Genomic DNA, 16,388 nt, shown 5'->3' on the forward strand with positions numbered 1-16,388 from the left:
GGCGGCGTCGCACCTGATCGAGAAGCAGGAGACACCACTGTGAGTGAGCAGCTGACGGACGGCGAAGCCGTCGACAACGTGGAGCACGACGGCGAGGACCTGGCCGCAGACGCGCCGGCGGACGGCTCGAAGCCCCGCCCCTCCAAGGTGGAGCGCCTCGAGCACGAGGGCGACATCGCGGCGGACTACCTCGAGGAGCTGCTGGACATCGCGGACCTCGACGGCGACCTGGACATGGACGTCGAGGGCGACCGTGCGAGCGTGCAGATCGGCGGCGCCGACCTCAGCCTGCTCGTGGGTCGCAACGGCGAGGTCCTGGAGGCGCTCCAGGAGCTCACCCGGCTCGCGGTCTACCGTGAGACGGGCGAGCGCTCGCGCCTGATGCTCGACGTCGGTGGCCACCGTGCCCAGCAGCGCACCCGGCTCGTGGCGATCGCCGAGAAGTCCATCGCAGCCGTGCGTGAGTCGGGCGAGTCCGTCTCCCTGGAGCCGATGAGCGCCTTCGAGCGGAAGGTCGTGCACGACGCGGTTGCCGCCGCGGGGCTCACGTCCGAGTCCGAGGGCGCCGAGCCCAAGCGCTACGTGGTGATCCTCCCCGCGTGAGCGACGAGGTTTCACGTGAAACGCCCTCCGTGCCTCCCGAGGCCCGGAGGGTTTTCGCGTCCGAGCAACTACCTCTCGCGGAGCGTTACGCGCACCTGCTCGCGACAGAAGGTGTGGTCCGCGGGCTGATCGGGCCGCGGGAGACGCCGCGTCTGTGGGATCGTCACCTGCTGAACTCTGCCGTGCTGTCCGAGGCGGTCCCGCAGGGTGCGGCAGTCTGCGACATCGGCAGCGGGGCCGGCCTGCCCGGCCTCGTCCTCGCGATCGCGCGACCCGACGTGCGGGTCACCCTGGTGGAGCCGCTGCTCCGACGCACCACGTTCCTCGAGGAGGTCGTGGAGGACCTCGGGCTCGACCGCGTCACGGTCGTGCGGGGGCGAGCCGACGACCTGCACGGCCAGGAGACGTTCGACGTCGTCACCTCCCGGGCTGTCGCACCCCTGGAGCGGCTCCTGGGATGGTCGATGCCGCTGGTGGCGCCCGAGGGCGCACTCGTGGCGATGAAGGGGCAGTCGGTGCACGAGGAGATCGAGTCCGCTCGGTCGTTCCTCGCGACCTGGAGGTGCGGCGAACCCGAGGTGATGGAACTCGGCCTGGAGGTGGTTTTTCCACCGACCACCGTGGTGCGGGTGCCGTGGGCGGACCCTGCCCGGATAGGTTGGCCCCTTGCCCGGGAACGAAAGCGGCGTTCGCCGCGACATGACCGACGTGCAGCGCGCGAGAGGTGAGCTGAGTTGACGACCGAGGGTTCTCCCCACGACGCGGGGTGGCGTGCTCGCGAGGATGCGCCGTATCCGTTTTCCACCGGTTCAGACACCCCTGCTGAGCGCGGCTATCCACAGACTGGTGATGTTCATCCACAGGCTGCGGATGGCGCTGATGTTTCACGTGAAACCCCGCCGGTGGACGTTTCACGTGAAACGCGCCCCGCGTGGCAGGTCCGTACCGCTGGTGATCTCGCGGCACGCGAGGCCGAGTTCACCGACCACGGCACCCCTCTCGCCCAGGCTGCCCAGCACTCCGTGCTCGCTCGTTCGGGCGGCCTGCGCCGGCAGGGTGTTCCGCGGCCCGACCAGACCCGGGTCGTGGTGGTCGCCAACCAGAAGGGTGGCGTCGGCAAGACGACCTCGACCGTCAACGTCGCGGCCGGTCTCGCGCAGCTGGGCCAGAAGGTGCTCGTCATCGACCTCGACCCGCAGGGCAACGCCTCGACCGCGCTCGGGGTGGAGCACCACCGGGGCACCCCCTCGACCTACGACATGCTCGTCGAGGGACAGCCGCTGGCCGACGTCATGACCGAGTGCGCCGACCTCCCCGGGCTGTGGGCCGTCCCTGCCACGATCGACCTGGCGGGTGCCGAGATCGAGCTCGTCAGCGTGGTGGCGCGCGAGCAGCGCCTCGCCCGGGCCATCGCCGCCCATCCGCTCGTGGGCTCGGCGGCCGAGGTCGGGGACGAGCGGCTCGACTACGTGTTCGTCGACTGCCCGCCCTCGCTGGGCCTCCTCACCCTCAACGCTCTCGTCGCCGGCCGCGAGATGTTCATCCCGATCCAGGCGGAGTACTACGCGCTCGAGGGTCTGGGCATGCTGCTCGAGACCGTGGAGATGGTGCGACAGCACCTCAACCCGCGACTCACCATCTCCACGATCCTCCTGACCATGTACGACGCGCGCACGCGGCTGGCCGCCGGCGTCGCCGACGAGGTGCGCAGCCACTTCGGCGACCAGGTGCTGAAGACCGCCGTGCCCCGCTCGGTGCGGGTCTCCGAAGCGCCGTCCTACGGTCAGACGGTGATGACCTACGATCCTGCGTCGGCGGGAGCACTCTCCTACCTGGAGGCCGCCCGCGAGATCGCCAGCAAGGGAGCGCCCGCATGAACGCCAACCCCCCTCGTCGTGGGCTCGGGCGCGGCCTGGGCTCGCTGATCCCGACGACCCCCAGCCAGCCGGCACCGGCACCCTCGACCGTCCAGGAGGCCTCGCCCGCGGCGAGCACGAGCAACGGAGCAGTTGCCGGCGGCCGACCCGAGTCGCGCAACGGCGTCGAGCCCCGTGACGCCGTCGCCGGTGGCCAGGTCGCAGGCGCCTACTTCGCCGAGCTGCCGATCATGCAGGTGCGCCCCAACGCCCGGCAGCCGCGCCAGGTCTTCGAGGAGGAGGCCCTCGCCGAGCTCGTCCACTCGATCCGCGAGGTCGGCCTGCTCCAGCCGGTCGTCGTCCGCCGGACGGGCGAGGACGCGTACGAGCTCATCATGGGCGAGCGTCGCTGGCGGGCCTCCCAGGAGGCCGGCCGCGACACGATCCCCGCGATCGTGCGCGAGACCGACGACAACGACATGCTGCGCGACGCGCTCCTGGAGAACCTCCACCGCTCGCAGCTGAACCCGCTCGAGGAGGCCGCCGCCTACGGCCAGCTGCTCGAGGACTTCGGGTGCACCCACGACGAGCTCGCCCAGCGCATCGGGCGGTCGCGACCGCAGATCTCGAACACGCTGCGCCTGCTTAAGCTCTCGCCCGCCGTCCAGCGCCGGGTCGCAGCTGGCGTCCTGTCCGCGGGCCACGCCCGGGCGCTGCTCTCGGTCGAGGACGCCGGACTCCAGGACAAGCTCGCGGCCCGCGTGACCGCCGAGGGCATCTCGGTGCGCGGGCTGGAGGAGATCGTCTCGGTCGGTGTCGAGCAGGACGACGCGCCTCGTGCGTTGCGGGCCAAGCCCGTGGCGCCCGGACTGTCCGAGCTGGCCGACCGGCTCTCCGACCGGTTCGAGACGCGGGTCAAGGTGGACCTCGGCAAGGCCAAGGGGAAGATCACCGTGGAGTTCGCCAGCCTCGACGACCTCCGCCGCATCGTCGACATCATGGATCCGCGCAACCGCGACGACCGACCGATCTGATGTGACGGACAGCGGCCTGCGACGACGGAGCAGGCCGCGTGGCTCCGGAGTGACGCTGCGCCCGGCCGCTCCACCGCCGGGAGGGGATTTGTCGACAAAGCGACGTAGCGACAGATCTACAGGGCGACAGGTCTACTTACCGCTTTGTCGCTTTGCCCGCTTCTCCGCACGCTTGCGGGCGCGCTCGCGCTTCTCCGCGGCGTCGAGTCGAGCGGCCTCCTCGAGCGTGGGGGCGGAGCCACCCATGGAGGCGGGCACCCACCAGGAACCGGGAGGCTGCTCGTCGGCGGGATAGGCGGCGACGGTGTCGGCGAGCATCCGCGACATCTGTGCGTGGAGCCGGGCCGTGTCGCCGACCGGGTCGGCCCCCGTGGGGTGCATCGGCTCACCGACCGTGATCGCGATGGTCTTCCCGCGTGAGAAGTCGCGCGGGTGGTCCTTCGTCATCATCCTCTGGGTGCCCCACATGATGACGGGGACGAGGGGCACGCCGGCCTCGGCCGCGATGCGTACGGCGCCGGTCTTGAACTCCTTGAGCTCCATCGCGCGCGAGATGGTCGCCTCCGGGAAGATCCCGACCGCCTCGCCCCGGCGCAGGTAGTCGACGGCCGTGTGGAAGCTCTGGAGGCCCTCACCGCGGTCGACCTCGATGTGGTTCAGGGAGCGCATGAGCGGGCCGACCCACCGGTGGTCGAAGAGCTCGCGCTTGGCCATGAACCGCACCAGTCGCCCGGAGGGGTTGGCGGCGAGGCCGCCGTAGACGAAGTCCACGTAGCCGACGTGGTTGTAGGCGAGCAGCACCCCGCCCTCGCGCGGCACGTTCTCCGTACCGGTCAGCACGATGCGCTGGCCCAGCGCCTTGAAGGCCGCCTTGGCGGTGACGATGATCGGGGGGTAGGTCACATCGCGCATGGCGAGGAGCCTAGGGTCCCCCGGTGCGGACCGCGACCCTTCGTGATCAGCGTCGCGTGGCGAGGAAGTCGGCGATCCGGCCGATGGCCTCCTCGAGCACGCTCGCCTCGGGCAGCGTGACCAGGCGGAAGTGGTCCGGCTCGGGCCAGTTGAAGCCCGTTCCGTGGGTGACGAGGATCTTCTTGGCGCGCAGCAGGTCGATGACGAACTCCTGGTCGTCGTCGATCGGGTAGACCTGTGGGTCGAGCCGGGGGAAGCAGTAGAGCGCGCCGCGCGGCTTGACGTTGCTGACACCGGGGATCTCGTTGAGGAGGCGGTGCGCGAGCATCGACTGCTCGTAGAAGCGGCCGCCGGGACCGATGAGCTCCTCGATCGACTGGTAGCCGCCCAGGGCGGTCTGGATCGCGTGCTGGGCGGGCACGTTGGCGCACATCCGCATGTTGGCGATGAGGGTGAGGCCCTCGAGGAAGTCGGTCGCGACCTCCTTGGGGCCGGAGATCATCACCCAGCCGGCGCGGTAGCCGCAGACCCGGTAGGCCTTGGAGAGCCCGGAGAACGTCAGGCACAGCACGTCGTTGCCGCCGTAGGTGGCCGCGTGGTGGTGCTCGGCGTCCTCGAACAGGATCTTCTCGTAGATCTCGTCGGCCATCACGACGAGCTGGTGCCGTCGCGCGATGTCGACGAGCGCCTTGACCGTCTCCTCGCTGTAGACGGCACCGGTGGGGTTGTTGGGGTTGATGATGACGATCGCGTGCGTGTTCTCGGTGATCTTCGACTCGATGTCGGCGAGGTCGGGGTTCCAGTCGTTCTCCTCGTCGCACCGGTAGTGCACCGGGATCCCGCCGGCGAGCGTTACGGCACCCGTCCAGAGCGGGTAGTCCGGCGCCGGCACGAGGATCTCGTTGCCGTCGTCGACGAAGGCCTGCAGCACCATCGAGATCAGCTCGGAGACGCCGTTGCCGATGAAGATGTCCTCGACGCCGACGTCACGCAGCCCGCGGGACTGGTAGTAGTGCATGACCGCGGTCCGTGCCGACCAGATGCCCTGGCTGTCGGCGTACCCCTGCGACTGCGGCAGGTGGTGGATCATGTCGGCGAGGATCTGCTCGGGAGCCTCGAAGCCGAACGGCGCGGTGTTGCCGATGTTGAGCTTGAGGATGCGGTGCCCCTCTGCCTCGAGCCGCTGTGCCTCGACCAGGATCGGCCCGCGCACGTCGTAGCGGACACCTTGCAGCTTCTTGCTCTGTCGGATCGGGCGCACGACTCATCCTCTCAGGCGCCGTACGCCGCTAGCATCGGAGTTGTGTCCCGCAAGACCGAGCGACTGACGGTCGACCACCTCGCGGAGCTGGCCGACCCGGTCCGCTCGTGCCTGTTCTGGGAGCTCGGGCCCGTCGACCGAGCGCGACTCGACGAGCAGGAGCGCATCGCGGAGAAGGAGAGCTGGCTCTCCTCGACGCTGCGCGACTGGGGCTCGTGCGGGCGGGTCGTACGCATCGACGGCCGCACGGTCGGCCACATCGTGTACGCCCCGGCGGCGCGGCTGCCCGGTGCCGCCACGCTGCCGACCGCGCCCGGGTCGCCGGACGCCATCATCGCGGCGACCGCCTGGATCGAGCCCGCCCTGCGGCGCGGCGGGCTCGGCCGGCTGCTGGTGCAGGCCATGGCGGCGGACCTGGTCGGGCGCGGGCACACCGCCATCGAGGCGTACGGCGACACCCGCGGGCGTACGGAGGGGTGCGTGCTGCCGGCGGAGTTCCTCGGCAGCGTCGGCTTCAAGACCCAGCGGGCCCACCCGACGACGCCGCGGATGCGGATGGAGCTGCGCACCGCCCTGTCCTGGAAGGACGAGGTCGAGCTCGCGCTCGAGAAGGTGTGGGGCGTCGTGCGCCCCACGCACAAGGCGACCCGCCCGATCGGATCGGTGCGGGCCGCCTCTGGCAACCAGGTGTTCTCGTTGGCCGAGTAGCCGCGAGGGACCCCCGGCGTATCGAGACCGGGGTCTCGACACGGCCTGGTGGCGACTTCGTTCCTCAGCCGCGGGCCTACTCGACCCGGCGAGCCCACGCCGCCCGCTTGTTCCTCGCGGGCGGCTGCTCGTCACATCAGATGATGCCCTCGAGCTCCTTGAGGAGCGCGGCCTTGGGCTTGGCGCCCACGATGGACTTCACGACCTCGCCGCCCTGGTAGACGTTGATGGTCGGGATGCCGGTCACGCGGTAGGACGAGGGGGTGACCGGGTTCTCGTCGACGTTCATCTTGAGGAAGGTGAGCTTCTCACCGTGCTCGGCGTTGAGCTCGTCGAGGATCGGAGCGACCTGGCGGCACGGACCGCACCACTCCGCCCAGAAGTCCACCAGGACGGGCTTGTCGGACTTGAGGACCTGCGCCTCGAACTCGGCGTCGGTCACGGCGGCGATGTTGGCCACGGCACTTGCCCCTTTCACATGAGGTCTCTGCGTCGGGTGTCGGTCCCCGACGGGGATGTCCAGTCAACACCACCCCGGTGACAGTTGTTCCCGACCTCCGCGCGCCCTGTTGGTCCACGTGGGAGCTGCGACCGACCCGGCCACGACGAGACGGAGGACCGCGACACCCCCGTGCTCGCGGTCCTCCTCACCCCCACGGGCGTGCCTCGAGCCTAGGTGCGGCGCGCAGCCGCCGTCCGCCCCCGGAACCGGGGGGACGGCCAAAGCAAAACTTGTCGTGAGGGCTGAGACGGGCGTAGTGCACGAACGTGCTCCGACCTAGCATCGAGAGGTTCGAAGCCAGCCGACCCCGGGGGTGTCTGCGTGCGTTGGCCCCTGTGGGCGGTCGTCACGACGCCGCCGCCCGTGCCCCGGACGAGGTCGGGCAGCGCCTACCGGATGTACCGGAGCATCCTGGGTGCGCACGCGTGCATCCTGCTCAGCCTGTGCCTGTTCGCCTCTCTGCCGTGGATGGGCCACCTCGCGTGGGACGAGCCCACGGCGCCGAGCAGGGCGCTGATCGGAGCGGTGCTGCTCGGCACGGCCGTGAGCGTCTTCTCCCGTGGTGAGCGGATGCACAACCTGTGGATCCTGGGGGCCACGTTCCTCCTGGCGACTCCCCAGATCGGCACCAACCCGGTGCCCAACGACGCCACGGTGGGGATGGTGCTGTCCGCCGTCGGGGTGATGGCGGCCCGGTTGCTGCCGCTCCTCAACGCCCTCGGGCTCGTCGCCGTGCTCAGCGCTGTGCACGTGGCGACGCTGGAGGCCTTCGACCTCCCGGCGTCGGGTCTCTCGCTCGACTCGATGGTGCTCTCGCTCGGGACAGCGGCCGCGGCGGTGGGCTTCGTCAACGCCATGCAGGCCAGTGCGATCGCCACCGAACGGGTCACGGAGGGCAACCGGCAGCGCGAGCTGGACCTCGCGCGCGGCGAGGCGGAGCTGCGGGCCCGTACGACGAGCCGTCGCGTGCTGCACGACGACGTGCTGGGCACCCTGCACCTCGTCTCCGACGCGGTTGCTCCCGCCGACAGGGTGCGGGCGCAGGCCCGGGCGACCGCCGTGGCCATCCGACGGATGGTGGGGGAGGAGGCCGACGCAGCCGTCCGCCTCGAGGAGCGCGCGCCGGGCTCGGTGGACGAGCTGCCGGAGGCCTACGCCTGCCTCGTCGACGACCTGCGCCAGCGGGTGCCCGCGACCGTCGCGGTCGAGGTCGTCGGGCGGGCCCAGCGCCTGCCGCCCCTCTCGTCCGAGCAGCGCGCCGCCGCGTTGCGCGCGCTGTCGGAGGGGGTGCGCAACTCGGTGCGGCACGGGCGCGTCGACGAGGTCGTCCTCCGGATCTCCGCCGACCGCCGCGACCTGCGGCTGGAGGTGCTCGACCGCGGTCGGGGGCTCGACGCCCCCACCCGCTCGGGGTTCGGCCTCGCGGAGTCCGTCGGGCGTCCGATCGCCGAGATCGGCGGGACCTCCGCGCTCCTGCCCCGGCCGGGCGGGGGCGCGGTGCTCGTCCTGGACCTGCCTCGCAACCCTGAGGGCGGAGGCCGCCTCCACCACGCCCACGGCCTCACCACCGGTGGACTCGGCTCGGTGCGGACGCTGTCGCGAGCCGTGGCCATCCCGCTCGGCGCGGCGTGGTGCATCATCGCGGTCCACTCGGTCGTGAAGGCTCCCGAGTCCTGGCCCTCGCTCCTCGTCGGGCTGGCGTGGCTCGCGCTGACGCTGGTCATCGTGCGGCAGTCCGAGAGGGGCAGCCCGCGCCCGGCCTGGGTCACCACGGTCGCGGCGGCGAGCATCGTCCTCCAGGTGGTCGGCATCGCCCTGATGCCGAGCGGCGCGATGCTCGACTTCCGCTCGTGGTCCATCGGCATGAGCGCCCTGCCCCTGGTCGTCTTCGTCCTGAGCCTGCCGTTCCCCGTGGCCGCCGGCGTGGTCGTCGCCCACATCCTCGTCGTGCTCGGTGCGGCACAGGTCAGCCCGGACCTCACGCGTGGGTTGGTTCCCTGGGGCTCACTCAACGCGGTCGTCACGTGCCCCGTCCCGTCCATGGTGCTCGGATCGCTGATCCGTCGACAGGGCCGATCCCTGCGCCAGCAGCAGAAGCGCGAGTTCGCCCTCGAGCACCGTCGCGCCGCGGAGGAGTGGCAGGCCGCCATGACGGACCTCTACTTCGCGCACGTGCGACACGAGGTGCTGCCGTGGCTCGACGACGTGGCGTCGGGCGTGCGCGACCCCCGGTCCGAGGAGACGATCGCGCAGGCCCGCCTGCTCGCGGTCGCAGCGCGTGACGACCTGTACGCCCCCGGCTTCTTCGACGACGACCTGCGCGCCGACGTCGCCCACTTCCGCTCGCGCGGCGGTGCGGTCGAGCTGCGGGCAGGACTGGTGCCCGGCGGCTTCGACCGGCCGGTCGGACGGGTGCTGCGCGGGCTCCTGCCGGTGTCCGCGGGCCGCCGGATCATCGTGTCCCCGCCCGTCGCGCCCGAGCAGCAGGTCCGGATCGCAGTGGTGCCGGCACCCCACACCGGCGACCTCGAGCGCCTCCGGGACGTGATGGCGGACGGGTTCGCCGCCGACGTGGACGCCTTCCGCGCCGTGCTCCTCGTCGACGACCTCCCCGTTTCGGGGTAGAGACAGCAGCTGGCGCGCCTTGTATTCACTCCCCATGACAACTCGACCGGCACGACGCGCGACAGTGGCCGTCCTGGACAACCAGGAAGTCGTCCGCGACGGCGTGGCCGCGGCCGTCGGCCGGCACCCCGACGACCTCGTGATGGCGGGTGTGTACGCCGCTGTGTCCGAGGTGGACCTCGCCACGGCCGGCCCGGACGTGCTCGTGCTCGACCTCTACCTCGGGCGCGACGACGAGGTGGTGCTCGAGCACATCCCCGCCCTCACGTCGTGGGCCGGGGCCGTCGTGCTGCACACGGCCGAGGAGAAGCCGGTGCCCCTACGCCGCGCCCTGGCCCTCGGCGTGCACGGGGTGGTGCTGAAGAACGACGGCACCGAGGCGCTCATCGAGGTCGTACGCCGCTCGCTGGCGGGCGAGTTCGTCTGCAGCAGCCTCCTGGCCGAGGCCCTGATCGGCGACGTCGAGCTCACCCCTCGCCTGACGGCGCGGGAGGTGGAGGTGCTCAGCAACCTCCGTGACGGCCTGACCCAGCGGCAGGTGGGGTCACGGCTGAAGGTCGCCGAGGAGACCGTGCGGGCCCACCTGAAGTCGATCCGCTCGAAGTACATGGACGCCGAGCGCGACGTCACCAACACCGGGAGCCTGGTGCGCGAGGCCGGCCGCGACGGCTGGATCTGAACGGCCCCGATCTCCCTGCATTGTCACCGCTGATGCCCTCCGGGTCCGGCATTCGGCGAATTCGACCCGGTCCCCACTTGTGGGGAGCGACAGGCCGGTGCCGGGCGGGTGATCCTCTGGTCGGCTCGTTCGTGGGGGACGGGCCGCCAAGCCTGATGGGGTGGACATGCGACTTCTCGGACACAACCGGGGCCAGGCCGCGCTCGCGTCCCTGACCCTCGGCATCGGTCTGATGGCGACCCTCTACGACGGAGTCCCGACCTCCGACCTCGAGCTGCACGACGGCGGGGTCTGGGTCACCAACCTCGAGACGCGCGCGGTCGCGCACCTGAACTACCCCTCCATGACGCTCGACGCGGCGATGACCGCCACGTCGGCGGACTTCGACGTGCTCCAGGACGCCACCGAGGTGGCGCTCGACGACCGGGGCAGCGGCACCCTGTCGCCCGTCGACTCCTCGGTCCCCGCGCTCGGGTCCGCGGCCGCGGTCCCGGCCGGGTTCGACGTCCGGCAGGGCGGCCGTACGGTCGTCGTGTCCGATCCCGTCGGCGGCGAGCTGTGGGCGATGGACGTCGCCGAGGTCGACGGATTCAGCGAGGAGCAGGAGCCGACGCTGGCCGACGTGGCCGGCGCGAGTGCCGCCGTCGGCAAGGACGGCACCGCCTACGTCGTCGCCGCGTCCGGTGACCTCACCTCCGTCGCCCCCGCCACCGACGGCTGGACCACCACCGAGCTGGGGAGCCTTGGCGACCTCACGTCCGGCGAGTTCGAGCTCACGGTCGTCGGATCCACGCCGGTCGTGCTCGACCGGGCCGCCGGCGAGGTCCGCACCCTCGAGGAGTCGGTCGACGTCCGGGACGCGACCGACGTCGTCCTCCAGGCGCCGGGCGACGAGGCCGACGACGTCGCCCTGGCCGCACCGGACGGGCTCCTCCTCGCGCCGCTCTCCGGCGGCGACGTCCGGACCGCCGGCGACGGACCGACGAGTGCCGGCGACCCCGCACCGCCCGTACGGCTGGGGACCTGCACGTACGCCGCGTGGGGCGGCAGCGGGCACTACCAACGAGTGTGCGACGACAGCGCCGACGACCAGTTCCAGGTCGTGGACCGGCTGGTCCAGACCACCCGACCCGTCTTCCGGGTGAACCGCGACGTGGTGGTGCTCAACAACCAGGACAACGGTGACGTCTTCCTCGTCAACGAGAACATGACCCTCGTCGCCAACTGGGACGACGTGCTCGGCCGGGTCGAGGACGAGAAGAAGGAGAAGGAGGAGTCCGAGGAGCAGGACCAGCAGCTCAACGCCGACCGGACCGACCAGAACCACCCGCCCAAGGCGAACCCCGACTCCTACGGCGTACGGCCGGGCCGGTCCACCACGCTCCCCGTGCTCGACAACGACACCGACCAGGACGGCGACGTGCTCACGGCCTCGACCGAGGACGAGCCGCGCATCGGCACCGTCCTCCCGGTCCGCGGTGGCGAGGCACTGCAGATCGTCACCGGTCCGGGCGCAGCCGGGGCGGACACCTTCGAGTACGCCGCAGGCGACGGCCGCGGCAAGCCGGCGACGGCACGGGTGCAGGTCGAGGTGCACCCGTGGTCGGTCAACGCCGCACCGCAACCCAAGGACCGCGCGTCGGTGGTGGTCGTGGCCGGCGGCGCCGAGGTGAAGTACAACCTGCTCCAGGACTGGATCGACCCGGACGGCGACCCGATCTACCTCGAGTCCGTCCAGGGCACGGAGGACATCGCGGCGCAGAGCCGTGAGGACGGCACGGTCACGATCACCGACCTCGGGCGCGCCGAGCCCGGCCTTCACCAGGTCGAGGTACGCGTCTCCGACGGTCGGGAGGTCGCCACCGGCACCCTCGACATCGACCTCCGCAGCGACGACAACGTCGCACCGGTCGCCAATGCCGACCACGTCATCGCCGTCGTCGACGAGGAGACCACCGTCAGCCCGCTGGCCAACGACACCGACGCCAACGGCGACGAGCTGCGCCTGGCGCAGGTCGGCAACCCCGGGGGCGGTGCCAAGGTGCTGCTCGACCCGGCTGCCGGGACGTTCAGCTTCCTGGCCAAGAGGGCAGGAACCGTCTACGTCGAGTACACGGTCTCGGACGGTCCGGCCATCTCGAAGAACATCGTGCGCGTCGACGTCGTCGACGGCACCGGCGACGCACCTCCGGTCGCCGACAACGACCTCGCGCTGCTCCCGGCGGGTCAGTCGGTCCTCGTGCCGGTCCTCGCCAACGACTACGACCCGGCCGGCGGCGTGCTCGTCGTGCAGTCGGTGTCGGCCCCGCCCGAGGCGGGTCTCCAGCTCGACATCGTCAACCACGAGCTCGTGCGGGTGCGGGCCGTCGGGTCGCTGCGCGCCCCCGTGGCGTTCACCTACACCATCTCCAACGGTGCCGCTCCGGCCACTGCCCAGGTCACCGTGGTCAACGTCCCGGACCCCGGCTCCGACAAGGCGCCGGTCGTCGAGGACGACGCCGCCACCGTGCGCGCGGGCGACATCGTGACGATCCCGGCACTCGCCAACGACCGGTCGCCGGCCGACCTCGAGCTGCGGATCGACCCCGAGCTGCGGATGCTGCCGAGGTCCTTCGCGGGGACCGCCTTCGTCTCGGGGCGCGACGTGCGGTTCAAGGCGGGCAGGGAGGCCGGTCGCGTCCGCCTGACCTACACCGTCTTCGACTCGGCCGAGAACTACTCCTCCGGGACGATCGTGGTGACCGTCGTCCCCGAGGACGCCACGAACACGCCGCCGACGCCCCGCCCCCTCGTGGCGCGCGTCCTGGCCGGAGGCACGGTCACCATCCCGGTGCCGACCGACGGCGTCGACCCCGAGGGTGACTCGGTGACGCTCCTGGGCGTGGCCCGCCCGGCCCCGACCAAGGGCGTCGTCAGCGTGGTGGGCGGCTCCCTCAAGTACGTCGCTCCGGTCTCCGCCTCCGGCACGGACAGGTTCCGCTACCTCGTCGAGGACGCGGGCGGGGCGCAGGCGACGGGCAGCATCCGGGTCGGCATCGCGCCGCCGTCGGCGACCAACCAGCTGCCGACGGCCGTGACCGACGTGGTCAAGGTGCGTCCGGGCCGCAAGCTCGCGGTCCCGGTCACCGCCAACGACACCGACCCGGACGGCGACACCCCGATCCTGGTGCCCGACTCGGTGAAGGCGGCGGACGCCTCGACCAAGGTCGCGGCGAGGACGGAGGGTGCGCAGGTCCTGCTCACCACGCCGTCGAAGAACGCCGACCTCACCTACTACTACCGGATCACCGACTCCCCGGGGGGCCAGCGCGTCGACGGCGTGCTGACGGTTCAGGTGCGGGAGAAGGCGCCGCTGCGCGCACCGATCGCACGCGACGACGTGGTGACGGCGGCCGAGACGCTCGGACGCAACACCGCGAGCGTCGACGTCCTGGCCAACGACGCCGACCCCGACGGCGTCGCCGAGGACCTGGACGTCAGCTCGTCCGACCGCGGCGTACGGATCAGCGGGAGCAAGCTCGACATCGACCTCGACAAGACCCGTCGGGTCGTTCTCTACACCGTGACCGACGTCGACGGACTCACCTCGAGCGCCGTCGTGACGGTCCCCGGCACGGCCGACCGCCGCCCGGTCGTCGACCCCGGCGCCCCGGCCGTCGAGGTGGTGGCCGGCAAGACCGTCGAGGTCGCCCTGGCCGACCACGTCGTGGTGAGGGAGGGGCGTACGCCGAGCCTGACCTTCGGCAACACCGTCCAGGCCGGCCCCGGCGGGGTCGCGAAGGCCGTGTCCCAGAGGATCGTGTCGTTCACCGCGGACAAGAGCTTCTCCGGACCGTCGGCGATCACGTTCGAGGTCACCGACGGGACGGACGCGGACGACGCGACGGGCCTCGTCGCCACGTTGTCGGTCCCGATCGAGGTGCTGCCGGCCACGAAGGACGAGGAGACCGAGACCGCGCGCACCCAGCCGCGCTTCACCCCGACCGAGCTCCGGGTCGCGCCCGGTGAGGACGCCGTGGAGGCAGACCTCCGCGCCATGGTCACCGACCCCGATCCCGGCGACCTCGACCGCCTGAGGTTCTCGCTCCGCAGCGTCGAGGGCGACGCCGGGCGGGTGGAGGTGACCCTCTCGGGGTCGACCCTGCGGGCCGAGGCGTCGGCCGACACCCCGGCCGGCACCTCGTTGCTCGCGTCCGTCACGGTGACCGACGGATCGACCGACCCGGTCGCGGCCAAGGTGCCGGTCACGGTGGTGTCCTCGACCCGACCGCTCATCCAGGTGCAGCCGATCGAGATCACCGACGCCGACGCGGGTGTGGCCGAGGTCGTGGACATCGCCGACCACGTCACCAACCCGTTCGCGGCCGAGGGCGAGCCGATCACCGTGCTCAGCGCAGACCCGGCCGGCGGGGACGCGACCGGCAAGGTCACGCTCTCCGGGACGAGGGTGACGATCACCCCGGACGCCGCCACCAGCGGCCAGCTCACGGTCCGCTTCTCGGTCGGCGACGCCACCGGCGACCCGGCCCGCCAGGTCGACGGGTTGATCCGCGTCACGGTCCGCGACCGCCCCGACGCGCCCAGCGGGGTCAGGGCGGTGAGCCAGGAGTCCGCCACGGTGACCCTGAGCTGGACCGCTCCGTCCAACAACGGCACGGTCATCACCGGCTACGAGGCCCAGTGGAGCGGCGGGACCCAGCCGTGCGGGCAGACGACGTCCTGCGTCATCACCGGTCTCAAGAACGCGGTCGAGTACCGCTTCACGGTCACCGCCACCAACGAGGTCGGCACCTCCGAGAAGTCGGCGGTGTCCAACACCGTCACGCCCGACCAGCGTCCCGACCCGCCGGGCGCGGTCTCGGGTGAGTTCGGCGACAGGTCGGCGAAGCTCCGGTGGAACCAGCCGGTCGGCGACTTCAGCGCAGTGACGTCCTACAGCATCCTGATCAGCCCGGGCGATGCCGCCGGCCGTACGCAGATCGACGGGATCGCCGGCACGAGCGCGACGGTCGACAACCTCGTCAACGGCACGGCGTACACGTTCCAGGTGCTGGCCCACAACGACCACCCGGACCCGAGCGACCCGTCCCCGGCCTCCGCGCCGATCGTGCCGGCGGGCGTGCCGTTCGCCGCAGCCGCGCCGACCGTCGCCAAGCGGGCTCCGGACGCGACCCAGCCGTCCGCGACGGTCTCGTGGAACGCGCCCGACGGCAACGGCGACAACAACCTCGTCTACACGCTCAACGCCAGCAACGGCCGCAGCTGGGACAACCTCACCGGCACCAGCCAGGAGGTGCTGATGGACGCGTCCACCACGGACGTGACCTTCACCGTCCGGGCGACCAACAAGGCCGGGCGGGGCGAGGCGTCGCCGGCGTCCGCACCGCAGCGGTTCTTCCAGAAGCCGGGTCCGGTGACGAACCTCAAGGCGGAGGAGACGGGCGCCAACAACACGGTGCGGATCACCTTCGGCGCGGCCGAGGGCAACGGCGCGACCCCGGGCGAGATCACCTACCGCTGGCGCGCCAACGGCGGCACCGGCACGCTGCCCGCCGGGGGTGGCACCGTCACCAACGGCGCCCTCGTCAACGGCCGGGACGTCACGGTCGAGGTCTGGGCGACCAGCACCGTCGCCGGCGAGACCGCCGTAGGCGACGCGAGGTCGGACGGCGCGAACGCCTACGGGCCGCCCACGGCGCCCGCTGTCTCCCACTCGGACGGCTTCCAGTCGGTGACCTTCAGCTGGAACGCGTCGACCACGGGCAACGGGCGCCCGGTCACCGGCACGCAGATCAGCATCAACGGCGGCGGCTGGCAGTCGGTCGGGGTCGTCGACTCCCGGCGCGTGGACGTGGCGCCCGGGACCAGGGTCGACGTCAGGGTCCGGTCGCAGAACCAGGCCGGATGGGGTGCGGAGGCAGCTGACGCCGGCACGTCGTGGGCTGCCGCCAGTGACCTCTGGCGCAAGACGGGCACCGTCGCCCCGAACGGCTGGTACTACGTCGAGCTCCGGCTCGAGCGCTTCCGGCCCGACTCCAACGTCTACTGCTGGGTCGGCGGCATGGGAGCGCCCGACTGGTACGCCACCATCCGCGTCGACGGCGCGGGGAACTGGGGGTGGAGCGTACCGAGCGGTCCGCCGGGCCGCCCGTCAGCGAGCGGCAGCTTCCCCGTCGGCAACGACTACGGCACGTGCGAACAGCGATGA

At 71.7% G+C, this 16,388-nt stretch carries 11 protein-coding genes; 8 read left to right on the forward strand and 3 right to left on the reverse strand.

Going from position 1 to position 16,388, the window contains the following annotated elements; genetic code table 11:
- Positions 1-39: 39 nt before the first annotated feature.
- From IEZ24_RS17330 to IEZ24_RS17345, 4 genes are all read left to right on the forward strand, one after another.
- Positions 40-603, forward strand: coding sequence for a Jag family protein (locus IEZ24_RS17330; protein ID WP_165356124.1), 564 nt, complete (start codon positions 40-42; stop codon positions 601-603).
- 29 nt (positions 604-632) lie between these two features.
- Positions 633-1,331 carry a 16S rRNA (guanine(527)-N(7))-methyltransferase RsmG gene (rsmG, locus tag IEZ24_RS17335; RefSeq protein ID WP_242498532.1) on the forward strand — a complete coding sequence of 233 codons (699 nt, stop codon included), beginning with the start codon at positions 633-635 and terminating at the stop codon, positions 1,329-1,331.
- Positions 1,332-1,625: 294 nt separating this feature from the next.
- Positions 1,626-2,480: a ParA family protein gene (locus IEZ24_RS17340; protein WP_242498533.1), complete on the forward strand. Its 855-nt coding sequence runs from the start codon at positions 1,626-1,628 to the stop codon at positions 2,478-2,480.
- Positions 2,477-3,493, forward strand: coding sequence for a ParB/RepB/Spo0J family partition protein (locus IEZ24_RS17345; protein ID WP_129455876.1), 1,017 nt, complete (start codon positions 2,477-2,479; stop codon positions 3,491-3,493). Before IEZ24_RS17340 ends, IEZ24_RS17345 begins: the two co-directional genes overlap by 4 nt.
- A gap of 132 nt (positions 3,494-3,625) precedes the next feature.
- Here the strand turns inward: IEZ24_RS17345 and IEZ24_RS17350 are convergent, their stop codons facing one another.
- A complete protein-coding gene (locus IEZ24_RS17350; RefSeq protein ID WP_129455877.1) occupies positions 3,626-4,405 on the reverse strand; it encodes a lysophospholipid acyltransferase family protein in 780 nt (259 codons plus the stop codon).
- 46 nt (positions 4,406-4,451) lie between these two features.
- Positions 4,452-5,666: a pyridoxal phosphate-dependent aminotransferase gene (locus tag IEZ24_RS17355; RefSeq protein WP_129455878.1), complete on the reverse strand. Its 1,215-nt coding sequence runs from the start codon at positions 5,664-5,666 to the stop codon at positions 4,452-4,454.
- Between the two features lie 42 nt (positions 5,667-5,708).
- Here IEZ24_RS17355 and IEZ24_RS17360 point away from each other — a divergent pair, with 42 nt between their 5' ends.
- Positions 5,709-6,374, forward strand: coding sequence for a GNAT family N-acetyltransferase (locus IEZ24_RS17360; protein WP_129455879.1), 666 nt, complete (start codon positions 5,709-5,711; stop codon positions 6,372-6,374).
- A gap of 136 nt (positions 6,375-6,510) precedes the next feature.
- On the opposite strand, the gene trxA is transcribed toward IEZ24_RS17360, so the two are convergent.
- Positions 6,511-6,834 (reverse strand): thioredoxin, encoded by a 324-nt coding sequence (gene trxA, locus IEZ24_RS17365; protein WP_056603764.1) that lies wholly within the window; start codon positions 6,832-6,834, stop codon positions 6,511-6,513.
- A 363-nt stretch (positions 6,835-7,197) separates the two neighbouring features.
- On the opposite strand from trxA, the gene IEZ24_RS17370 reads away from it, so the two are divergent.
- From IEZ24_RS17370 to IEZ24_RS17380, 3 genes are all read left to right on the forward strand, one after another.
- Positions 7,198-9,501 carry a sensor histidine kinase gene (locus IEZ24_RS17370; protein WP_129455880.1) on the forward strand — a complete coding sequence of 768 codons (2,304 nt, stop codon included), beginning with the start codon at positions 7,198-7,200 and terminating at the stop codon, positions 9,499-9,501.
- A 34-nt stretch (positions 9,502-9,535) separates the two neighbouring features.
- Entirely contained in the window at positions 9,536-10,180 is a 645-nt protein-coding gene (locus tag IEZ24_RS17375; protein WP_129455881.1) for a LuxR C-terminal-related transcriptional regulator, read from the forward strand.
- Positions 10,181-10,346: 166 nt separating this feature from the next.
- The gene (locus tag IEZ24_RS17380; RefSeq protein ID WP_129455882.1) at positions 10,347-16,388 is read left to right on the forward strand and encodes an Ig-like domain-containing protein; all 6,042 of its coding nucleotides are present in this window, start codon (positions 10,347-10,349) and stop codon (positions 16,386-16,388) included.

The sequence above is a fragment of the Nocardioides ganghwensis genome, from assembly GCF_014779655.1.
In the GTDB taxonomy this organism is placed as follows: Bacteria; Actinomycetota; Actinomycetes; order Propionibacteriales; family Nocardioidaceae; genus Nocardioides; species Nocardioides ganghwensis.